This is a genomic window from Rhodoplanes tepidamans, assembly GCF_030813915.1.
Taxonomy (GTDB): domain Bacteria; phylum Pseudomonadota; class Alphaproteobacteria; order Rhizobiales; family Xanthobacteraceae; genus Rhodoplanes; species Rhodoplanes tepidamans.
In genome coordinates this window covers 90,553-112,857 of the sequence record NZ_JAUSUJ010000025.1, presented here as the reverse complement: position 1 = coordinate 112,857, position 22,305 = coordinate 90,553, and the positions used below count along the sequence as shown (strand labels likewise).

At 69.7% G+C, this 22,305-nt stretch carries 18 protein-coding genes; 10 read left to right on the top strand and 8 right to left on the bottom strand.

The window, feature by feature from the left end; all coding sequences use genetic code 11:
* Together J2S22_RS24760 and J2S22_RS24755 are read left to right on the top strand one after the other, a co-directional pair.
* On the top strand, positions 1-438 hold a 438-nt coding region (locus J2S22_RS24760), incomplete at its 5' end, for a methyl-accepting chemotaxis protein (RefSeq protein WP_307155887.1).
* Positions 439-640: 202 nt separating this feature from the next.
* Positions 641-2,737 (top strand): methyl-accepting chemotaxis protein, encoded by a 2,097-nt coding sequence (locus J2S22_RS24755; protein WP_307155886.1) that lies wholly within the window; start codon positions 641-643, stop codon positions 2,735-2,737.
* Positions 2,738-2,885: 148 nt separating this feature from the next.
* Here the strand turns inward: J2S22_RS24755 and J2S22_RS24750 are convergent, their stop codons facing one another.
* The 5 genes from J2S22_RS24750 to J2S22_RS24730 form a co-directional block, all read right to left on the bottom strand.
* On the bottom strand, positions 2,886-4,232 hold the full coding sequence (locus tag J2S22_RS24750; RefSeq protein WP_272778450.1) for a short-chain fatty acid transporter: 1,347 nt from the start codon (positions 4,230-4,232) through the stop codon (positions 2,886-2,888).
* A gap of 40 nt (positions 4,233-4,272) precedes the next feature.
* Positions 4,273-5,217, bottom strand: a complete 945-nt coding sequence (locus tag J2S22_RS24745) for a 3-hydroxyacyl-CoA dehydrogenase family protein (protein ID WP_272778449.1) — start codon at positions 5,215-5,217, stop codon at positions 4,273-4,275.
* A gap of 9 nt (positions 5,218-5,226) precedes the next feature.
* The gene (locus tag J2S22_RS24740) at positions 5,227-6,048 is read right to left on the bottom strand and encodes a beta-keto acid cleavage family enzyme (protein WP_272778448.1); all 822 of its coding nucleotides are present in this window, start codon (positions 6,046-6,048) and stop codon (positions 5,227-5,229) included.
* A gap of 194 nt (positions 6,049-6,242) precedes the next feature.
* The gene (locus J2S22_RS24735; protein WP_272778447.1) at positions 6,243-7,769 is read right to left on the bottom strand and encodes a sigma-54 interaction domain-containing protein; all 1,527 of its coding nucleotides are present in this window, start codon (positions 7,767-7,769) and stop codon (positions 6,243-6,245) included.
* 154 nt (positions 7,770-7,923) lie between these two features.
* A complete protein-coding gene (locus J2S22_RS24730; RefSeq protein WP_272778446.1) occupies positions 7,924-9,831 on the bottom strand; it encodes an SUMF1/EgtB/PvdO family nonheme iron enzyme in 1,908 nt (635 codons plus the stop codon).
* 246 nt (positions 9,832-10,077) lie between these two features.
* Between J2S22_RS24730 and J2S22_RS24725 the strand changes: the two genes are divergently transcribed.
* The 8 genes from J2S22_RS24725 to J2S22_RS24690 all read left to right on the top strand — a co-directional run bounded on the left by J2S22_RS24725 (position 10,078) and on the right by J2S22_RS24690 (position 19,910).
* Complete coding sequence (locus J2S22_RS24725) at positions 10,078-11,430, top strand: globin-coupled sensor protein (RefSeq protein ID WP_272778445.1); 1,353 nt, start codon at positions 10,078-10,080, stop codon at positions 11,428-11,430.
* A gap of 255 nt (positions 11,431-11,685) precedes the next feature.
* Entirely contained in the window at positions 11,686-13,290 is a 1,605-nt protein-coding gene (locus J2S22_RS24720; protein ID WP_272778444.1) for an ABC transporter substrate-binding protein, read from the top strand.
* Positions 13,291-13,473: 183 nt separating this feature from the next.
* On the top strand, positions 13,474-15,078 hold the full coding sequence (locus J2S22_RS24715) for an ABC transporter substrate-binding protein (RefSeq protein ID WP_272778443.1): 1,605 nt from the start codon (positions 13,474-13,476) through the stop codon (positions 15,076-15,078).
* Between the two features lie 113 nt (positions 15,079-15,191).
* Complete coding sequence (locus J2S22_RS24710; protein ID WP_272778442.1) at positions 15,192-16,145, top strand: ABC transporter permease; 954 nt, start codon at positions 15,192-15,194, stop codon at positions 16,143-16,145.
* Between the two features lie 12 nt (positions 16,146-16,157).
* On the top strand, positions 16,158-17,057 hold the full coding sequence (locus tag J2S22_RS24705; RefSeq protein WP_272778441.1) for an ABC transporter permease: 900 nt from the start codon (positions 16,158-16,160) through the stop codon (positions 17,055-17,057).
* Positions 17,054-18,136, top strand: a complete 1,083-nt coding sequence (locus tag J2S22_RS24700; RefSeq protein WP_272778440.1) for an ABC transporter ATP-binding protein — start codon at positions 17,054-17,056, stop codon at positions 18,134-18,136. Before J2S22_RS24705 ends, J2S22_RS24700 begins: the two co-directional genes overlap by 4 nt.
* Positions 18,133-19,155: an ABC transporter ATP-binding protein gene (locus J2S22_RS24695; RefSeq protein WP_272778439.1), complete on the top strand. Its 1,023-nt coding sequence runs from the start codon at positions 18,133-18,135 to the stop codon at positions 19,153-19,155. The genes J2S22_RS24700 and J2S22_RS24695 overlap by 4 nt, the downstream gene beginning before the upstream one ends.
* A 287-nt stretch (positions 19,156-19,442) precedes the next feature.
* Positions 19,443-19,910, top strand: a complete 468-nt coding sequence (locus tag J2S22_RS24690) for a DUF992 domain-containing protein (RefSeq protein WP_272778438.1) — start codon at positions 19,443-19,445, stop codon at positions 19,908-19,910.
* Positions 19,911-20,604: 694 nt separating this feature from the next.
* Here J2S22_RS24690 and J2S22_RS24685 read toward each other — a convergent pair.
* From J2S22_RS24685 to J2S22_RS24675, 3 genes are all read right to left on the bottom strand, one after another.
* Complete coding sequence (locus tag J2S22_RS24685) at positions 20,605-21,006, bottom strand: hypothetical protein (RefSeq protein WP_272778437.1); 402 nt, start codon at positions 21,004-21,006, stop codon at positions 20,605-20,607.
* A gap of 46 nt (positions 21,007-21,052) precedes the next feature.
* Positions 21,053-21,418 carry a hypothetical protein gene (locus J2S22_RS24680; RefSeq protein WP_272778436.1) on the bottom strand — a complete coding sequence of 122 codons (366 nt, stop codon included), beginning with the start codon at positions 21,416-21,418 and terminating at the stop codon, positions 21,053-21,055.
* Between the two features lie 324 nt (positions 21,419-21,742).
* Entirely contained in the window at positions 21,743-22,282 is a 540-nt protein-coding gene (locus J2S22_RS24675) for a hypothetical protein (RefSeq protein WP_272778435.1), read from the bottom strand.
* Positions 22,283-22,305 lie beyond the last annotated feature (23 nt).

Genomic DNA, 22,305 nt, shown 5'->3' with positions numbered 1-22,305 from the left:
GAGGCGGCGCGGGCCGGCGAGGCCGGCAAGGGCTTCGCCGTGGTCGCCTCCGAGGTGAAGAACCTGGCCGGCCAGACCGCCAAGGCGACCGAGGATATCTCCAGCCAGGTCGGCGCCATCCAGGAGGTCGCCGACCAGGCGCTCGCCGCCATGCGGCGCATCGGCACCACCATCGCCGAGGTGTCGACCGTGGCGAGCTCGATCGCCGCCGCCGTCGAGGAGCAGGGTGCGGCGACCGCCGAGATCACCCGCAACACCCAGGAAGCGGCCCGGCGCACCCAGAACGTCACCGACAACATCGCCGGCGTGCGGGCCTGCGCCGACCAGACCGGCACGGCCGCCGGCGGCGTCGAGTCGAGCGCTGCCGTGCTGACCGTGGAGGCCGCGCGGCTGCGCAACGAGGTCGACAGCTTTCTGGAGAAGATCCGCGCCGCCTGAGCGGCGCGCAGGTCGTGGATCCCTCGTCAGGAAAGCCGGCGGTCGCGAGGCCGCCGGCTCTTTTGTCGCTCCCGGCGCCACCGTTCGGATCCTGGACGGCGAGGAAGAGGAGGCATCGCGTTACCACCCTTAAAAGTTGCTAAACGGAGACTTAATCACGAGTGATTAGAACCAGCTCGTTGCTGTCCAGTGAGCGGATGAAATGTTTCGCACCTTGTCCTCGAACGTTCTTCTCAAGTCCGTCATCGTCGTGATGGCGACCACCATCGTCCTGGTGCTCGGATCGGGTGCCTGGACGGCCTGGCAGACCCTCGCCACGGCGAACCGCGTCTCCGACGTCGCCGGTGCCGCCGGCCACCTGTTCCGGGCGATGTCGACCCTGCGGATGAGCCGCGCCATCACGATCCGCACGCTCAATATCGACGCCCCCGCCAATGCCGACCAGACCAAGATGGTCGCGGGCTTCACCGCCACCATCACGCCGGCCCTGCAGGCGAGCCTGAAGGCTCTCCCGGGCATCGACTTTCCGGGCCGTGCCGAGCGCGTCGCCACGCTCGCGCAGCTCCTGCAGACGCAGATGCGTCTCGACGGCGAGATCGCGGCGAATCTGGCGAAGCCGAAGCCGCAGCGCCGCGCCGGCCTCGCCCGCGAGGCGGAGGCCAACATGACGGGGCTGCTCGACGTCATCAACGCGATCAACCCGGCGATCGCCAAGGTGGTGATGAACAACGAGGCGTTCGTCGACCAGATGATGCAGCTGAAGGACGCCGCCTGGCTGGTGCGCGACAATGGCGGCGCCGCCTCCGCGACGGTCGCCTCCGCGCTCGCTTTCAAGCAGCGCGTGCCGGAGGGCACGGTCCAGACCCTGTGGAACCAGATCGGCCGGCTCGATGCCGGCTGGCAGATCATCGAGTCGGCGAGGAGCGGGCTCGCGCCGGCCTCCCCGCTGCACGCCGCCATGGACAAGGCCAAGGCTCTGTTCTTCGCGCCCGACTATGTCGCCACCCGCCGGCAGACCATCGCGGCGCTGGCGGCCGGGCAGCCGGTCGACATCAAGAGCAGCGACTGGAGCGTCGATTCGATCCCGCGCCTGCAGTCCCTGGTCGCGCTCGCCGAGACGGCGCTCGACGCGGCGACCGACCATGCCCAGGCCAAGGTCGCCGAAGCCCGCACCAACCTGATCGTCAGCCTGGCGCTGCTGATCGGCGCGCTGGCGCTGGCCGCCGGCGGCCTCGCCATCGTCAGCCGCCGGGTCATCCGCCCGCTGCAGGGCATCCAGGGCGCCATGGTCAAGGTCGCCGACGGCGACCTCTCGGTCGAGGTCCCCTATCGCGACCGCACCGACGAGATCGGCAGCCTCGCGGCGGCGCTGGCCACCTTCAAGGAGAATGCGCTGGAGAAGGCCCGCATCGAGGCCGAACAGAGCCGCCGCCGCGATCAGGCCGGCCAGCGCCAGCAGGCGGTCGAGCGCGCCATCGGCGAGTTCGAGGCCGGCATCGGCGCGGCGCTCGAGGCGCTCGGCTCCGCCGCCGGCGAGATGCGCCGCACCTCCGAGACGCTGACCGCGACCGCCACCCAGACCAACGGCCAGGCGCACGACGCCGCCGTCTCTTCCGACGAGGCCGCCCAGAACGTGCAGACGGTCGCCGCCGCCTCCGAGGAGCTGTCCTCCTCGATCGGCGAGATCAGCCGTCAGGTCTCGCACGCGGCGACCGTCGCCAAGCGCGCCGTCACCGAGACGCAGGAGACCGACGCCACCGTGCAGGGCCTCACCGACGCGGCCCATCGCATCGGCGAGATCGTCAGCCTGATCACGGCCATCGCCAGCCAGACCAACCTGCTCGCCCTCAATGCGACGATCGAGGCGGCCCGCGCCGGCGAGGCCGGCAAGGGCTTCGCCGTGGTCGCCTCCGAGGTGAAGAACCTCGCCGGCCAGACCGCCAAGGCGACCGAGGACATCTCCAGCCAGGTCGGCGCCATCCAGGAGGTCGCCGACCAGGCGCTCGCCGCCATGCGACGCATCGGCACCACCATCGCCGAGGTGTCGACCGTGGCGAGCTCGATCGCCGCCGCCGTCGAGGAGCAGGGAGCGGCGACCGCCGAGATCACCCGCAACACCCAGGAAGCGGCCCGGCGCACCCAGAACGTCACCGACAACATCGCCGGCGTGCGGGCCTGCGCCGACCAGACCGGCACGGCCGCCGGCGGCGTCGAGTCGAGCGCCGCCGTGCTGACCGAGGAAGCCGCGCGGCTGCGCAGCGAGGTCGACAGCTTTCTGGAGAAGATCCGCGCCGCCTGAGCGGCGCCTGCTCGACAAGATCCGCGCCGCCCGAGCGGCGGCGCCGATCGCACCGATCCTCGTGAAAAAGCCGGCGGTCGCGAGACCGCCGGCTTTCGTTCGTCTGGCGTCGAGTCCCGGCGGCACGCCGCCGGGACGACCACGGCCGTCACATCATCAGCCTCGGCAGCACCAGGAAGCAGGTGCCGACGATGACGATCCAGAACACGCCGATGAACGCCATGAAGCCCCACACCTCCTTGAGCTTCATGCCGACCAGTGCCAGCGCCGGAATGACGTAGAGCGGCTGGATCATGTTGGTCGCCTCGTCGCCGTGGACGAAGGCGTTGAACACCAGCGGCATGTTCGCCTTGAGGGCGAGCGCCGCCTCGGTGAGGATCGGGCCCTGGACGATCCACTGCCCGCCCTGCGACGGGATGAACAGGTTGATGAAGCAGGCCGAGAGGAACGACCAGAGATAGATGGTGTCGACGGTCGCGACCTGGATCAGCAGCCCGGCCAGCACCTTGCCGAGCCCGGACGCGGTCATCATGCCCATGATCCCGCCGTAGAACGGGAACTGCAGCATCACCTCGGCGGCCGGCCGCATCATGTCCTTGAAGGCGGCGACGAAGCGGCGCGGCGTGTTGTAGAGGAACGCGTTGAGCGTGAGGAACAGGAAGATCACGAAATTGAAGTCGAGCGACTTCATCACGCCCTTGGTGACGATGCTGTCGACGATCACGGCGATGCCGGCGACGCCGATGATCAGCATCAGGATGCGGCTCTCGTTCATGCGGTCCGCGAAGGTCCGCTCGCCCGCCTCCTCCTCGACCTCGACGACCGGGACCGGATCCACCTTCGGCGCGAAGGCGATCACCTCCTCGGCCGGCGGCCGGGTGAACACGCCGATCAGGATCACGGTGACCACCATGATGAAGAAGATCGTGGTGTTGACCGGGTTGTAGACCGTCTGGTCCTGGGTCCACACGCCGATCGAGCTCTCCAGGAAGTGGCCCTTGGTGGCGACCAGGGCGTAGACGCTGGCGCTCGGGCCCCAGGTCTGGCCGATCACCATGGTGGCGTAGCCGGCCGCGATCATCAGCGGGAAATGCATCCCCTTGACGTTGCGCGACAGCTGCATGGCGAGGATCGGCGTCAGGATCGTCGAAAACGCCCAGTTGATCAGGCTGGAGACGAAGCCGAAGACCAGCAGCACGACCATGCCGACCCACGGCGCCCGCGGCAGGCGGGCCACCGCGGCGAGGCCGCGCTCGATCAGCGGCGCCTTGGCGGCGGCGCCGCAGCACACCACCATGAACGACATCTGGAAGGCGAAGCCGATCATCGACCACAGGCCGTTGTACCAGCCGATCACCAGGCCCATCGGCTTGTCCGGGCTCACCATCAGGCCGCAGACATAGGCGAGCAGCGTGAGGATCACGCAGAAGACGAACGAGTCCGGGATGTACCGGTCGGCGGCGAATTGAAACGACTTGGACAGTCGCCAGAGCATCTGATTTTCCCCCGTGTGTTCTTGTCGGTTCCGACGCGGCTCACGCGTAGAACGCGGACGCCTTGAGCTGATGGACGAGCTTGCGCATGAACTGCTTGCGGATCGCCGCGACCCGGTCGGGCGGATAGGTGAAGAACCCCTCCCCCGACTTGAGGCCGAGCTTTCCCTCCCGCACCTTGGCGCGCAGCATCTCGTTGGCGCGGCGGGAGTCGTCCATCACGGCGAGCAGGTTGTCGCCGACCACGCACCAGATATCGAGGCCGCCGAAGTCGGCGACCTCGAGCTGGCCCGTGGTGGCGTAGCGGAACGCCGGCCCGAACTTCAGCGCCCGGTCGACGTCCTCCGGCGCGGCGATGCCCTGCTCGATGATCGAGAACACCTCGCGGGCGACGCCCTGCTGGATGCGGTTGGCGACCAGCCCCGGCACGTCCTTGAGCACCTTGACGGTCTGCTTGCCGATGGCGCGGTGCAGCGCCTCGACCTCGGCGTAGATCTCGTCCGGCATGTTGCCGAAGAAGGAGAGCTCGACGATCGGCATCAGGTGCGCCGGGTTGTACCAGTGCGTCACCATGATGCGGCGCCGGCGCTCGGGCCCGAGCCGGGCCGTCATGCCGTCGAGCGGCAGGCTCGACGTGTTGCTGGCCAGCACCGCGTCGGGCCGGCAGATCGCGTCGAGCTCGGCGAACAGCGTCTGCTTCAGCTCGAGCGTCTCGGGCGCCGCCTCGATGACGAAGTCGCAGGACGCGACCGCCTCGCTCAGGTCGGCGACCGGCACGATGCGGTCGAGGGCCGCGGCGGCGGCCGCGGCGTCGACGTAGGCCTCCTCGACCAGGAGGTCGAGCTCCTCGCGGATCAGCGGCTTGGCGGCGGCGAGCACCGCCGCGCTCGGATCCTGGAGTCTCACGTCGAAGCCGCCGAGCGCGAAGGCCTCGGCGATGCCGTGGCCCATCGTTCCGGCGCCGACGACTCCGATGGTTCTGATCATCGTCGCCCCCTAGCGCCGCAGGTCCAGGATCTCGCGCACCTCGGCCGGGGTCGCGACCTCGTTGTTGGCCTCCCGGATCAGCCGCGCGGCCCGCTCGACGAACTCGGCGTTCGACTTCGCCAGCCGCCCCTTGGCGTAGTAGACGTTGTCCTCCATGCCGACCCGGACGTTGCCGCCGAGCGCGATGGTGGCGAACAGGATCGGCAGATGCGCGGCACCTATGCCGAACGCCGACCACTTGGCGTCGGGCGGCAGCAGCCCCTTCAGGAAGACCAGGTTCTCCACCGTCGCGGCGATGCCGCCGGCGGCGCCGAGCACGAACTGGAAGTAGCCGGGCGACGGGATGACGCCCTTCTTCATGTAGTGCTGGGCGTTGTAGAACATGCCGGCGTCGAACACCTCGATCTCCGGCCGCACGCCGTGCTCGCCCATCGTCCGGCCGAGCGCCTCCAGGAAGTTCGGATGGTTGATGAACAGGGACGTGTGCATCCAGTTCATCGAGCCGCAGTCGTAGGAGGCGAGCTCCGGCTCCAGCGCGATCAGATGCGCCATCCGGGTCTCGTCGGTGGCGTTCAGGTCGCCCGAGGTGGTGAGGTTGAGGACGATGTCGCACCTCTCGCGGATCAGCGCGACCGTCTCGGCGAAGCGGTGCTTGTCCATGGTGCCGCGGCCTTCGGCGTCGCGCATGTGCAGATGCGCGATCCCGGCGCCGGCCTGCCAGCACTCGTAGACGTCGGCGGCGATCTCCTTCGGGGTCAGCGGAACGTTCGGATTGTGCTCCTTGGTGGGCCAGGCGCCCGTGGTGGCGACGGTGATGATCTGTTTGGCCATGCGATCGTGTCCTCGACGGTTGTGCCGAGGACCGGGCAGCAAGATGAAAGCCAGCAACAATCGACGGTGCACGAAGGACTTTTCGGCGGGCCCCGATGCGCCCCGTCATCGCGATCCCGCGATCCGCGCGTCGGACCGCACGGCCACGGGGCCTCCGCCGCGATGACGAACGGCATCACGACCGATGACGTCCGTCATCGCTCGATGCGCAGGCCGAGCCGCTTCGCCTTCTTCACCACGGTCGACTGGTCGATGCCGAGCAGCTCGGCCGCGCGCCGGGTGCTGCCGCCGGTCGCGAGCGCCCCTTCGATCGCCCGGCGCTCCACCTCGGCGACGATCGCCTGGAGGCTGCGCTCGGACACGGCGCAGCGGCCGGCCGGCAGGTCGAGCAGCGGCGCCAGCAGCGCCTCGTCGATCACGGCGGCGCGCTCGGAGACGATCACCAGCCGCTCCATCAGGTTCTGCAGCTCGCGCACGTTCCCGGGCCAGGCGTAGCGCATCATCATGTCGAGCGCCCGCCGCGCGAGCCGGACCGTCTTGTCGTACTTGGCGTTGCCGGCGGCGAGGAAGTGGCCGGCCAGGACCTCGACGTCCTCGGGCCGGCCGCGCAGCGGCGGCAGCACGATCGGGAACACGTCCAGCCGGTAGAACAGGTCCTCCCGGAACCGGCCCTGCCGGGCGAGGTCGCGCAGGTCGCGATTGGTGGAGGCGAGGATGCGGACGTCGAGCCGGTGCCGGCGGGTGCCGCCGACCCGGGTGATCTCCTTGTGCTGGATCGCCCGCAGGAGCTTCGCCTGCAGCTCGATCGGCATCTCGCCGATCTCGTCGAGCAGCAGCGTGCCCTTGTCGGCGAGCTCGAACAGCCCCATCCGGCCGCTGCCCGACGCGCCCGTGAAGGCCCCCTTCTCGTGACCGAACAGCTCCGACTCGAGCAGGCTGGCCGGGATCGCCGCGCAGTTGACCTTGATGAAGGGGCGGGCGCGGCGGCTGCCGCGGCGGTGGATCTCGTCGGCGACCACCTCCTTGCCGACGCCGGTCTCGCCACCGATCAGCACCGTCACGTCGAGGTCGGCCACCTGCTCGATCTGGGTCAGCACCGTGCGGATCGCGTCGCTGCGCCCGAGCAGGCTGCGGTTCGGCGCCTGCCGGCGCAGATGCTCGATCTCGCGGCTGGTCTTCACGGTGGCGTCCGCCACCGCCTTCATCTTCTCCTGGGTGGCCTCCAGCTCGGCCTGCATGGCGGAGAGGTCGGTGATCTCGCGGTCGACCACCACCACCATCTTGACCTGCCCGGCGCGGTCGAGCAGCGGATTGCCGCTGATCAGCATCTTGGTGCCGTTGCGCACGCTCTCGCCGACCGCGTTGACCTGCCGGCGCCGGCGGATCACCTCCGGCGTCACGGCGTTGCGGTAGAGGCCGGCCTCCAGCAGATCCTCCACGTTGCGGCCGACGATCTCCTCGGCGGCGATGCCGGTGATGCGCGTGTAGGCGCGGTTCACCCACAGGGTCCGGCCGCTGCCGTCGGCGATGTAGATGCCGTCGTAGAGATGATCGCCGATCTCGCGGAAGTCGAGCTCGCGGGCGCGGCGCAGGGCGTCCCGCACGGCCTCCAGGTCGCGCCGCAGGGCCACGGGCTCGAGCGCCGCGGCGCCGCCGGCCGCGATCGTGTCGATCAGTCCGTCCAGGATGGCGGCGGCATCGGTCTCGCCGGGCACGGGCATGGCGCGTCTCCGATCGGGCGACGGGGCCGGAGCGGAGACGGAGAGGACGCGCGGACCGCCGGGCGTCCGGACCGCCGCGACCGGCGCGGGGTGGGACCGGCGAACACTACGGCACGGCGGAACGCCGGCCATCGGGGACGCTACCGAGGCCCGGTCAGCGGACGAGGTCGCGCACCACCCGGACGCCGACGATGGCGCTGCGGTCGTCCGGCCGGTTCATCACCCGGGCGGCGGCGCGCAGCCGCTTCGCGTCGTCGACCCAGGAGCCGCCGCGCAGCACGCGGCGCGTGCAGTCGCCGGTCCGTCCGGCCTCGCCGTTCACCGGGACGGCGGCATGGCCGTCGCGCCAGCAGTCGGCCGTCCACTCGGCGACGTTGCCGTGCAGGTCGAACAGCCCGAAGGCGTTCGGCGCGAAGCTCCCGACCGGCGCCGTGTAGACGTGGTCGTCGCGGCACGGCACGAACAGGGTCGGGCCGCGGCCCTTGAGGGCGTTGCGCAGCGTCAGGTCGGCCGCGTTGGCGTAGCCGCACATCGCCGCCTGATCGTCGCCGAACGACCAGCGCGGCGCCGGCCCGGGCGTCACCACGCCGCGCGCCGCATACTCCCACTCGGCCTCGCTCGGCAGCCGGTAGGGCCGGCCCGTGGTCCGGGCGAGCCAGTCCACATAGGCCGCGGCGTCGTGCCAGCCGATGCAGGCGACCGGATGGGTGCCCGTCTGCGGGAAGCCGGGGTCGCGCCAGGAGCGGCCGGACCGCTCCTCGACGAGGCCGTCCTCCAGCGTGTAGCAGGCGGTCGCGACCGGATGGCCGGTCGCCGCCACGAAGGCGGCGTACTGGTCGACCGTCACCTCGAAGGTGCCGGCCGCGAACGGCCTGCCGATCGCCACGACCCGCTGCGGCCCCTCGTTGGCGGTGCGCTGCGGCTCGGTCTCCGGCGATCCCATGGTGAAGCGGCCGGCCGGCAGCACGGTCATGTCCGGGCAGCCGAGGCAGTCGGTGAAGCGGTCGCCGGGGGCGAGCGCGCGCTCCTGCGCCGCGGTGAGCGGACCGGCCAGCGTCCGGCCGGACGGCGTCTCGGCCGGCCGCGCGATGCCGACCGCCGGCACCGGCTCCGCCTCGCGCGGCGCGGCCTCGCGCGGCCGCGCGGGGGCGACCGGCGGCGCCACCGCGGCGATGCGGTCGCGCGGCGGCCCGGCCTCCCCGCCGCCGGCCAGATAGACGTCGCCGCCGACGATCTGGTCGTAATAGGCCGGGAACTGGTCGTAGCCGACCGCCCGGGTCATGGCGACGACGCGCCGGCGCGTCTCGGTCGCCACCGCCTTGAGGTCGAGGCCGGGGGTCTTCAGGGTCTCGGCGAACACCCGGGTGAACACCGAGTTCGGATGCGGGTCCTCGGGCCCCAGCCGGTCGAGCGCCGACTGGCCGAAGCCGGCCGCGTAGATGGTGAACACGCCCTGCGCCGCGGCCCCCGCCGCCAGGCCGCGCGTCCCTCCGACGGCGCGGCGGTCGCTCCCCTGCAGGGGATTGTCGCGGCAGGCGTCGAGCACCACGATCGACACCCGCGCGCCGGACAGCACCAGCCGCTCGAGCACGCTCGCCTCGGAGACGGCGTGCTCGGCGAGCCGCCCCTCCTCGCCCCGGCCGGCCGTGCGCGGCGCCGGGATGTCGCTCGGCAGCAGATAATTGGCGCCCGTGAAGGCGACCCCGTGGCCGGCGAAATAGACGAAGGCGGTGTCGTCGCGGCCGACCCGCGCGGCGAGGTCGGACAGCCGGTCGACCAGGCTCCGGCGGTCGACGTTCTCGGCGAAGATCACCTCGAAGCCGAGCCCGGCGAGGGTGTCGCGCATCAGCCGCGCGTCGGCGATCGCGTTGCGGAGCTGCCGCTCGGGCCCGAGATGGGCGTAGCTGTTGTTGCCGATCACCAGGGCGTAGCGCCGCTCCGCGGCGGCCGCCGCCGTGCCGGCCCAGGCGATCGCCAGCAGGGCGGCGATCAGCAGAACCGCCGGCCCCGGGCCGCGACGCCTCGAAGGCCTCGACCACCTTCGTTCCGGACGCCACCACATGGCGAGCCCTCCCGGCTCGAACCGGGACGAACGTCCCACCGTTCGATGTGGTGCAGGCCCGGGCCGGCGCAACTCCGTAAGGACGCGGAGAGGCACCACGTCGCGGTCGTGCTCGACCCGAGGCTACAACTCGTCCGAATGGACTATAAAGATCACTTTAATCGGTACTTAACTCGAAGTTGCAATGGTTATGATCGAATAAGTTCCTCACGATTACAGACCGTCCCCAAACCGAAGAGCCGCGCCATGAGCGACCCGGATCTGCGTGCCCGCCTGCAGTTCGCCGACATCGACGACGAGACCCGCGCGCTGCTGCGGGAGATGCGGCCTCTCGTCGAGAAGCACCTGCCGGGAATCCTCGACGCGTTCTACTCGCAGGTGGACCGCTTCCCCACCGCGGAGAACATGTTCGCCAGCGCGGCGCGCAAGCAGCACGCCAAGCAGAAGCAGCTCGAGCACTGGACGACGATCGTCAAGGCCGACTTCAGCGACGACTACGTCCGCTCGGTGAAGCGCATCGGCGAGACCCACAACAAGCTCGGCCTCGAGCCGCGCTGGTACATCGGCGGCTACAGCTACGTGATGGTGCGGCTCGTCGCCATGATCGAGAACGAGGTCCGCGACGGCTGGCTCGGCTCGAACGCCGCGCGACGCACCAAGCTGATCGGCGCCCTCGTCAAGGCCGCGATGATCGACATGGACTTCGCCATCTCGGTCTACATCGAGGCCGGCGAGCGCGACAAGCGCGAGTCGATGAGCCGCATCGCCGGCGATTTCCAGGCGAGCGTCGGCGGCATCGTCGACACCGTGTCGTCGGCCGCGCGCGGGCTCGAGGATTCGGCCCGGCAGCTCACCCGCACCGCCGAGGACACCCGCAGCCTCGCCGTCTCGGTGGCGGCCGGCTCGGAGGAGGCCTCGACCAATGTCGAGACCGTCGCGGCGGCGGCCGAGGAGCTGTCGAGCTCGGTGCAGGAGATCAGCCGGCAGGTGCAGGAGTCGAGCCGCATCGCCGGCGAGGCGGTGAAGCAGGCGGAGCGCACCGATGCCCGCATCACGGCGCTGTCGCAGGCGGCGAGCCGCATCGGCGACGTCGTCAAGCTGATCACCAGCGTCGCCGACCAGACCAACCTGCTCGCGCTGAACGCCACCATCGAGGCGGCCCGCGCCGGCGAGGCCGGCAAGGGCTTCGCGGTCGTCGCCCAGGAGGTCAAGGCGCTCGCCGCCCAGACCGCCAAGGCGACCGAGGAGATCGCCGGCCAGGTCGCCGGCATGCAGTCGGCCACCGCCGACTCGGTCACCGCCATCAAGGAGATCAGCACCACCATCGCGCAGATCTCCGGTATCGCCAACGCGATCGCCGCCGCCGCCGAGCAGCAGGGCACGGCGACCCAGGAGATCGCCCGCAACATCCAGCAGGCCGCCGCCGGCACCGCACAGGTCGCGACCAGCATCAGCGACGTGAACGCCCGCGCGGTCGAGTCCGGCGATGCGGCCGGCGGCGTCCACGCGGCGGCGCAGTCGCTGGCGACCGAGAGCGGACACCTGAAGCAGGAGGTCTCGCGGTTCCTCGCCTCGATCACCGGGGGCGAGGCCGCGTAATACGTGATCGTTCCGGCGGCGTTGCATGCACGGGCGACCTACCGGGCCGCGCATCGGCACGTCGGCACGATCGCAGACGGTACCGCGCGACCGCCCGCCCGCGGCCACGGGCCGCGACTCTGCCCAGCATTCGGTCTTTCGCTGCCGAAATGCACGCCGTGAGGCACCGGCGCGTCGCGAAACCTTGACGCTTCAACCTTCGGACGGTGGCACCGTAATTGCTTTTCCAGCGCCGAACCCCCGCTGGAGAACTCGATGCGTGTCCTGCTGTCCGCCCTGTCCCTGAGCCTGCTCGTCGCCGGAGCGTCCGGCGGCGGAACGCCCGCGCGAGCCGAATCGGTCGTCCGCTACGGCATCTCGCTGGCCGACATCCCGCTCACCTCCGGCCAGCCGGACCGCGGCGCCGGCGCCTATCAGTTCACCGGCTACACGCTCTACGATCCGCTGGTCGCCTGGGAGATGGACGTCGCCGACCGGCCCGGCAAGCTGATCCCCGGCCTCGCCACCAAGTGGGAGGTCGACGGCACCGACAAGAAGAAATGGATCTTCACGCTGCGCGAGGGCGTCACGTTCCACGACGGCAGCGCGTTCGACGCCGATGCCGTGGTCTGGAATCTCGACAAGGTCCTGAACGACAAGGCGCCGCATTTCGACAAGCGCCAGAGCGCCCAGGTGAAGCCGCGCCTCCCCTCGGTCGCGAGCTGGCGGAAGATCGACGCCCGGACGGTGGAGATCGCCACCAAGGAGATCGACAGCTTCTTCCCCTACCAGATGCTGTGGTTCCTGGTGTCGAGCCCGGCCCAGTACGAGAAGCTCGGCCGCGACTGGGACAAGTTCGCGGCCAGCCCGTCCGGCACCGGTCCGTTCAAGCTCGACAAGCTGGTGCCGCGCGAGCGCGCCGAGCTCGTGAAGAACACCGCCTACTGGAACAAGAACCGCATCCCCAAGACCGACCGCACGGTGCTGATCCCCATGCCGGAGGCGCTCAGCCGCACCAACGCGCTGCTCGCCGGCCAGGTGGATCTCATCGAGACGCCCGCCCCGGACGTGGTACCGCGCCTGAAGCAGGCCGGCATGACGATCGTCACCAACGTCACGCCGCACGTGTGGAACTATCACCTCAGCCAGCTGCCCGGCTCGCCGTGGACCGACGTGCGGCTGCGCCGCGCCCTCAACCTCGCCATCGACCGCGACGCCATGCTGGAGCTGCTCAACGGCCTCGCCAAGCCGGCCGTCGGCCAGGTCGATCCGTCGAGCCCGTGGTTCGGCAACCCGTCGTTCAAGATCAAGTACGACCTCGCCGAGGCCAAGCGGCTCGTGAAGGAGGCCGGCTACGGTCCCGACAAGCCGCTGAAGACCACGTTCGTGATCGCCCAGGGGGGCACCGGCCAGATGCTCTCGCTGCCGATGAACGAGTTCCTGCAGGAGAGCTTCAAGGAGATCGGCATCCAGGTCGACTTCAAGGTCGTCGAGCTGGAGGCGCTCTACACCTACTGGCGCAAGGGCGCCAAGGACGAGATGTCGGCCGGCCTCACCGCCAACAACATCGCCTATGTCACGTCCGATCCGCTCTACGCCATCATCCGCTTCTTCCACTCGGGCCAGGTGGCGCCGGTCGGCGTCAACTGGGGCTTCTACAAGAACGAGAAGGTCGACGCCGTCATCGACGAGGCCAAGCAGACCTTCGATCCGAAGAAGCAGGACGAGCTGATGGCCGCGGCGCATTCCATGGTGGTCGACGACGCGCCGCTGGTGTGGGTCGTGCACGACACCAACCCGCACGCCCTGTCGCCCAAGGTGAAGAAATTCGTCCAGGCGCAGCACTGGTTCCAGGACCTGACCACCATCGGGCTGGAGTGAGGCATCGCGGCTTCCCGTGAACGCGTCATGGCCGGCCTTGTGCCGGCCATCCACGAGCAGCGTATGCCGCGCGAAAGACGTGGATGGCCGGGGCGAGCCCGGCCACGACGACGGCGAAGCGACGATCGACGCACGGTCTCGGCCGTTCGTCTTCTGCTCTGATCCCGTTTCAGGAGCATCGCAATGGCATCCCGGACTCTTGCATTCCTCCTCGCCGCCACCCTGCTGACGCCGCTCGCCGCCCTGCCCGCCCAGGCGCAGGGCACGCTGCGCATCGGCATGACCGCCTCCGACATCCCGCTGACCACCGGCCAGACCGACAATGGCGGCGAGGGCATGCGGTTCATGGGCTACACGGTCTACGACGCGCTGGTCGACTGGGACATGTCGTCGGCCGACAAGCCGTCCGACATCCGGCCCGGCCTCGCCGCCTCGTGGAGCGTCGACCCGGCCGACAAGACCAGGTGGACCTTCAAGCTGCGCGACGACGTGACGTTCCACGACGGCTCGAAGTTCGATGCCGCCGCGGTGGTGTGGAACCTCGACAAGCTGCTCGACGACAAGGCGCCGCAATACGATCCGCGCCAGTCGGCGCAGGGCCGCACCCGCATTCCCGCCGTCGCCTCCTATCGCGCGATCGATCCGACCACGCTGGAGATCGTCACCAAGGTGCCGGACGCGACGCTGCTCTACCAGCTCGCCTGGATCATGATGTCGTCCCCGGCCCGGTGGGAGAAGGTCGGCAGGAGCTGGGAGGCGTTCGCCCGCACGCCGTCCGGCACCGGCCCGTGGAAGCTCACCGGCTTCGTGCCGCGCGAGCGCGCCGAGATGGTGCCCAACGCGGCCTACTGGAACAAGGCGCGGGTGCCGAAGCTCGACAAGCTGGTGCTGGTGCCGCTCCCCGAGGCGAACGCCCGCGTCGCCGCGCTGCGCTCCGGCCAGGTCGACTGGATCGAGGCGCCGGCGCCCGACGCCGTCGAGTCGCTCAAGAAGGCCGGCTTCAAGATCGTCACCAACGCCTATCCGCACAACTGGACCTGGCACCTCTCGCGCGCCGAGGGCTCGCCGTGGAACGACATCCGGGTGCGCAAGGCCGCCAATCTCGCGGTCGACCGCGAGGGTCTCAAGGAGCTGCTCGGCGGCCTGATGATCCCGGCCCAGGGCTTCTTTCCGCCCGGCCACCAGTGGTTCGGCAATCCGAGCTTCAAGATCGGCTACGACCCGGCGCAGGCGAAGAAGCTTCTCGCCGAGGCCGGCTTCTCCCCCAGCAAGCCGCTCGTCACCAAGGTGCTGATCTCGGCCTCCGGCTCGGGCCAGATGCAGCCGCTGCCGATGAACGAGTTCATCCAGCAGAACCTCGCCGAGGTCGGCATCAAGGTCGAGTATCAGGTGGTCGAGTGGAACACCATGATCAACATCTGGCGGGCCGGCGCCAAGCACCCGACCGCGATGGGCACCACCGCGATGAACTACTCCTACTTCATCCAGGATCCGTTCACCGGCTTCATCCGCTTCTCGCAGTGCGACCTCGCGCCGCCGGCCGGCGTCAACTGGGGCTACTACTGCGATCCCGCGATGGACAAGCTGCTCGACGGCGTCCGCAACACCTTCGACAAGGCCGAGCAGGACAAGGTGCTGCGCAAGGTGCACGAGAAGATGGTCGACGACGCGCTCTGGCTGATGGTGACGCACGACGTGAACCCGCGCGCCATGAGCCCCAAGGTGACCGGCTTCGTCCAGGCCCAGAACTGGTTCCAGGACTTCTCCCCGATCTCCATGGCGAAGTGAGAATGCCGTCATGGCCGGGCTCGTCCCGGCCATCCACGCCTCTTCTCGCTGACGCGCCGTCGAGACGTGGATGCCCGGCCCGAGGCCGGGCATGACGACTCAGAGGGTCCACCATGCTCGCCTTCACGCTGCGCCGCCTGATCTACGTGACGCCGGTCGCCATCGGGGTCACGGTGGTGTGCTTCCTGCTGGTGCACATCACGCCGGGCGATCCGCTCACCGCCATCCTGCCGGCCGACGCGACGCTCGAGCTGCAGGAGCAGATGAAGGCCGCCTACGGCTTCGACAAGCCGCTGCCGGTGCAGTACGGCCTGTGGTTCTGGAAGGTGCTGCACGGCGACCTCGGCCATTCCATCGCCACCGGCCGGCCGGTGGCGACCGAGGTGCTGCGCGCCGTCAAGAACACCCTGATCCTCGCCACCGTGGCGACCCTGATCGGCTTCACCTTCGGCACGCTGTTCGGCTTCGTCGCCGGCTATTTTCGCGACTCGTGGCTCGACAAGCTCGCCTCCTTCGTCTCGGTGCTCGGCGTCAGCGTTCCGCACTACTGGCTCGGCATGGTGCTGGTGATCATCTTCTCGGCGCAGCTCGGCTGGCTGCCGCCGACCGGCGCCGGCCCGGACGGCTCCGGCGACTGGCGGCCCGACGCGGCCCATCTGCGCTACATCATCCTGCCCGCCGTCACCATGTCGGTGATCCCGATGGGCGTCATCGCCCGCACCGTGCGGGCGCTGGTCGGCGACATCCTCTCGCAGGACTTCGTCGAGGCGCTGCGGGCGAAGGGCATGAGCGAGTTCGGCGTGTTCCGCCACGTGGTCACCAACGCGGCGCCGACCGCGCTCGCCGTCATGGGCCTGCAGCTCGGCTATCTGCTCGGCGGCTCGATCCTCATCGAGACGGTGTTCTCGTGGCCGGGCTCCGGCTTCCTGCTCAACGCCGCGATCTTCCAGCGCGACCTGCCGCTCCTGCAGGGCACGATCCTGATCCTGGCGATGTTCTTCGTGATGCTCAACCTCGCCGTCGACGTGCTGCAGACGGCCCTCGATCCCCGCATCAAGCGGGGGTGACGGAGAGAACCCATGGCCGTGACGACCGTCGATTCCGCCCCGGCCCCCGCCGTCGTGCCCGCGAAGAAGCTCGGCCGCGGCTACTGGGCGGGCGTGCTGCGCCGGCTCGCGCGCGATCCGGTCGCCGTGACGGCCGCCGTGATCATCCTGCTGATCGTGCTCGCCGCGATCTTCGCGCCTTACGTCGCGCCGGCCGACCCCTACAAGAGCTCGATGATCCGCCGCCTGCGTCCCATCGGCACGCCGGGCTTCCTGCTCGGCTCCGACGAGCTCGGCCGCGACATGCTGAGCCGGCTGATCTACGGCGGCCGCCTGTCGCTCGTCATGGGCGTGCTGCCGGTGTTCTGCGCCTTCGCGGTCGGCTCCTTCCTCGGCGTCGCGGCCGGCTATGCGGGCGGCTGGCTCAACACCATCATCATGCGCACCGTCGACGTGTTCTACGCCTTCCCCTCGGTGCTGCTCGCCATCGCGCTGTCCGGCACGCTCGGCGCCGGCATCCTCAACGCCATCGTGGCGCTGACCGTGGTGTTCGTCCCGCAGGTGACGCGCGTCGCCGAGAGCGTCACCACCCAGATCCGCAACCGCGACTACGTGGAAGCCGCCCGCGTCTCCGGCGCCGGGCCGTTCACCATCGTGCGCGTGCACGTGCTCGGCAACGTGCTCGGGCCGATCTTCGTCTATTCGACGAGCCTGATCAGCGTGTCGATGATCCTGGCCTCCGGCCTCTCGTTCCTGGGCCTCGGCTCGAAGCCGCCCGAGCCCGAATGGGGCCTGATGCTCAACACGCTGCGCACCGCGATCTACACCCAGCCGATGGTCGCGGCCCTCCCCGGCGTGATGATCTTCGTCACCTCGATCTCGTTCAACCTGCTGTCGGACGGCCTGCGCTCGGCCATGGAGGTGAAGGCGTGACCGAACCGGCCTCCGACGCGACCTCCGATCCCGCCTTCGATCCCGCCGCGCGCGACCGTGGCGGGCCGGCCCAGCCGCTCCTGTCCGTCACCGGCCTCGTCAAGCACTTCGGCGGCCGCAGGAGCTGGCGCGGCGAGACCAAGGGCGCGGTGCGCGCCGTCGACGGCGTCGACTTCTCCATCGCCAAGGGCGAGACGCTCGGCGTGGTCGGCGAATCCGGCTGCGGCAAGTCGACGACGGCCCGCCTGGTCATGCAGATCATCGCGCCGGACGCCGGCGAGATCGTGTTCGACGGCGAGGCGCTGGGCTCGCGCGCCCTCGATCTCACCACCTACCGGCGCGAGGTCCAGATGGTGTTCCAGGACAGCTACGCCTCGCTCAACCCGCGCCTCACCGTGGAGGACACCATCGCGTTCGGGCCCCGCGTGCACGGCGTCGGCAGGCGCGAGGCGACCGGCCGCGCCCACGACCTGCTGTTCAAGGTCGGGCTGGAGCCGGCCCGCTTCGCCGGCCGCTATCCGCACGAATTGTCGGGCGGCCAGCGCCAGCGCATCAACATCGCCCGGGCGCTCGCCCTGCAGCCGCGCCTCGTCATCCTCGACGAGGCCGTCTCGGCGCTGGACAAGTCGGTCGAGGCGCAGGTGCTCAACCTGCTGCTCGACCTCAAGGCCGAGTTCGGCCTCACCTACATGTTCATCTCGCACGACCTCAACGTGGTGCGCTTCATGGCCGACCGCGTGATGGTGATGTATCTCGGCAAGGTCGCCGAGGTCGGGCCGTCGGACGTGATCCTGAAGAGCCCGAGCCATCCCTACACGGCCGCCCTGCTCGCCTCGATGCCGTCGATGGATCCGGACGCCCGCACCGAGGAGGCGCCGCTGTTCGGCGATCCGCCGAACCCGATCGATCCGCCCTCCGGCTGCCGCTTCCACACGCGCTGCCGCTTCGCCTCCGCGATCTGCGCCAATGTCGAGCCGCGGCTCGCGCCCGTCGCGCGCCCGCACGAGGTCGCCTGCCTGATGGCGCAGCCAGGCTCCGGCCACCCCCGGGCCGCGCCGCTCCGGGAGAACGCCGCATGAGCACCCCGCCCCCCGCTGCGCCGCTGGTCCGCGCCCGGAACCTCACGGTCGACTTCGTCGGCGGCGCCAGGCCGGTCCGCGCCGTCGCCGGCGTCGATCTGTCGCTCGCCGCCGGCGAGGTGGTGGCGCTGCTCGGCGAGTCCGGCTCCGGCAAGAGCGTCACGCTGCGCGCCCTGATGCGCCTGCTGCCGGAGAAGCGCGCCCGGATCGGCGGCTCCATCACGGTCGACGGGCGCGACGTCGCGGCGCTCGGGCGGCGGGAGCTGGCGCGCTTCCGCGGCGGCACCGTGGCGATGATCTTCCAGGAGCCCGGGCTCGCCTTCGATCCCGTGTACCGGGTCGGCGACCAGATCGCCGAGGCGGTGGTGCGCCACGAGCGCGTGTCGCGAAAGGCCGGCCGCGCCCGCGCGCTGGAGCTGTTCGAGCGCGTGCGCATCCCCTCGGCCGAGACCCGGCTCGACAACTATCCGCACGAGATGTCGGGCGGCATGCGCCAGCGCGCCATGATCGCGCTCGCGCTGGCCTGCCGGCCCAAGGTGCTGCTCGCCGACGAGCCGACCACGGCGCTCGACGCCACGGTGCAGATCCAGATCCTGCTGCTGCTGCGCGAGCTGCAGCGCGAGTTCGGCCTCGCCGTGATCTTCGTCACCCACGACATCGGCGTCGCCACCGAGGTGGCCGACCGCATCGCCGTGATGTATGCGGGCCGCATCGTCGAGCGCGGCGACTGCCGCGACGTGATCCGCGCCGCCGCGCATCCCTACACGCGTGGCCTCCTCGCCTCGCGGGCCGACCACGTGTTCACCAGGGGCACGCGGCTCGCGACCATCCCGGGCGCCCCGCCCGACCTCGGCGCGCTGCCGCCCGGCTGCGCCTTCGCGCCGCGCTGCGCCCAGGCCGTGCCGGCCTGCGAGGCCGGCGTGCCGGAGGAACGGCCGGCGTCGGCGACTCACGTCGCCCGCTGCATCCTGCTGCGCCCGCCCGCGCAGGCGGACGCCGGCGCCACCGCCGCCGCCTGATCGCGGCTGCGCGCAGAAGCTGTCCCGAGGCGGCGACTCCGTGGCGACACGGCGGCGATCCTGTGCCCGGCCGACGACGGCGGCGTGACGCCGTGTCCGCTTCGCCGCACCCTCGTCCGGAATGCGTCCAGACTGCTCCACCGGCCCGCTCCGAACATTGACTCGCGCCGGCGAGGCTCCTCTATCGTCGCGCGCGGCTCCACCGCCTTCGCCCGAGTCGGTCTCGCCGGACCAGGCGAGTCCGGGTCGGCGATGCGGCGACCGCATGGAAGGATGTGGAGGTGTTTATGTCTCTGTCTAAGGTTGCTCTCCTGCTCGCCGGCGGCGCGCTGCTCGCGTGCTCGCCCGCGTCGGCGCAATCGCTGGTCAAGGCCGGCACGCTCGCCTGCGAGGTGTCCCCGACGGTCGGCATGGTGCTCGGCTCGAACCAGCAGGCGCACTGCGTGTTCAAGCCGATCCGCGGCCGCCAGCAGGTGTATGCCGGTGCCATCTCGCGCGTCGGCGTCGACGTCGGCCTCAGCCAGGGTGGCCCGGTGGTGTGGACCGTGTGGGCGCCGCCCGTGAAGCGCATCCCGCGCCACGCGCTGGCCGGCCGCTACACCGGCGCCTCGAGCTCGCTCGCCGTCGGCGTCGGCCTGGGCAGCAACTTCCTCTCCGGCGGCCCGGGCGGCGTCGTGTCGCTGCAGCCGGTCGCGCTGCAGAACTACGTCGGCGTCAACGTCGCGCTCGGCATCTCCGGCCTGACGCTGCAGTGAGCGCCTGACGGACCCGAGGGCGTCGCGCTCGTCGGATCGACCAAGGCCGCGGCGCCAGCGCCGCGGCCTTCTTCGTTCGCGGCATGCGGCACCGCAGGCGGCGGGCCCGCCACGGACGATCGGCCCAAGAAACGCGCGTCGTCCCGCGCCAGCCGGTCCCGCAGGCGCAGCTCCAGTGCCCGTCGATGAGCGTGGAGGCGTGGATTCGGACCTCGACAGCCTGTTTCCCGGTCACGAAACGAAACGTCGGAGCGCGGCGTGCAATGATCGACATGATGCTTCACGTCGTCCGGCCGCCGGACTTGGCGCATTCATCCGCGCCGATGATCCGCTTCTGATCCGCGGAGCACGACGGACGAGGGGCTTCGGGCTTGACGTTGGCCCCCATGCGCTCGCGCCTGGGCGAGCGCCAGCAGGTGCCGCAGGGCCGGCACTATCGAAGGCGGAGCACCCAGTACGCCGCAGCCTCTCGACTGAAAACCAACGGAGCTCGGTGGATACTGGGTCATCCGGGGCGCCGTTGCCGGGCACACCGAAGATCAGACAGCCGACCGGTGCGCTGGTCATTCCGGGAATCCGGCCGAGCGCCCGGAGGTTCTCGCTGGACTCCGGGTTCGCGGCTTCGCTGCGCCCCGGAGTGACGGCGAACCGATCACCCGGAAACAGAATCACGGATCCGACGGCCCGCCTCGGATCAATCGTGGCCCGTGCCCGGCCGACTCCCCTCGTATGCGATGTCTCGTAACTCCTTCGGAAGGTAACTTCGCTGAAGGCCGTCGACGATCTCGTCGCGACGGATGATCAGGCCCATGGGCGGCCAATGTCCCTCCGTGCCGGGAACATCGACCGTCACGACGATCTCCCAATCGTCGGCGTCCTCGAGCTGCGCCTGCAGCGCACTGACGACGGCGGGACGCAACATCGCCAGCGAATGGATTTCCACGGTGTTCGAGCGGAAGCCGTAGTTGTCGTCGACGACGAGGTAGTCGCCCGAGCCCAGTGGGTCCGCAACTCCGAATCCGCCCAGCAGCCGGGTGATGCGGTCGTAAAGCCGGCTCCATGTTTCCTCTTGTTCGTCGAGCTGATCGTCAGGCATGATCGTCACTCGCGTCTTTGGACGTCGTTCCAGCAGTCTTCAGCGATCAGCCCAATCCGATAATGACGATCTCCGACTCGCGAGCCCCGAGGGTCCATATCCTGACCCGTGTGGAATTCGTCTGAACACGATGTTTCAGTACGACCTCGCTCAGCACGGTATCGACGACGATCTCGCGGCTCGGAGTCCTTAAGATCCCATCGAACACGAGCTCCCGGGCCGGATTGATCTCCGCGGAAGGACCGACAGACAACTTGGTTGGCCCGAAGCACTCGTTCTGGCAGGAAAACGCAACACAGTCCGAATTGGACCAGCAACTGCCGGCTCTGGTAACCTCCGGAATGTTGTCGACAGCCGGGTCATGAAGAAATAGCAGCCCGTTCATGACATCAATTTCGATCGATGCCGTCATCGTCGGTATCCCAGATAACGCACCGTCCATCCCTGTCTGCTGCTGCAATATGAACACTGAGGGTATTCCCTGACAGGGATGTTTGCAGCTCTTGAAGGTTGATGGTCCCGGATCCAATGTCCACTCGGTGTTCCCGGATTGAGTGTCCCACAAGTATGACACCCATACGTGTCGCCGATCCTGTCCAATTCGGCCCGTTCCTCGGCGGTCAAGCGACCGGCATTTCGGGCGGGTATCCATTCGACCGCGAATGGCCCGGGTCCGATCCCGTTTGCAGCCAGATACGCCGTACGTGCCTCGGCTTCTCGCATCTGTCCTTCATATCTACTGATCAGAATATCTACTGATCAGACCCTCGACCGTCTCATAGGCGCTCGGGCTCGGCGTCCACCGGGGATCATACTCCTGGACGCGTGCGATTGCAGCTTCTGCTTGGGCCTGTGCAACCGCCAAACGCGCGGCCTGGGCCGGCGTCGGTGAGACCACCCTCCCGTTTATCAGGACCGGTGTCGTACCTCGCGGGCCCCGGGGTCCTGCCTGTGCGTACTGCGCCCCTGGGATCCACTCGTTGTCCGGCGTCGCGTCCGAGAGGATTTGCGAGTCGTCGCCTGCGGCAGGTCCGCCTCCGCCCCCACTCGTCCACCGACCGCCGTCCGGATTGCCGGCGGGCACGCGCGGCTGGTTCGGATCGAAGTTGGCCTTGCGGCAGGTCTCGGCCCAGCGGCGGAACGAGGACATGAACCGGGCGAAGGCGATGTCGCTGGCGGCCTTCAGCGCGACGCGTTCCTCGCGGGCGAGCCGCAGATGGAGGCGCAGCAGCTTCACCTCGACGGCGAGCGCGCCGTAGCCGTCGCGCAGGCGCACGAGCTCCGACGCGACGGAGACAT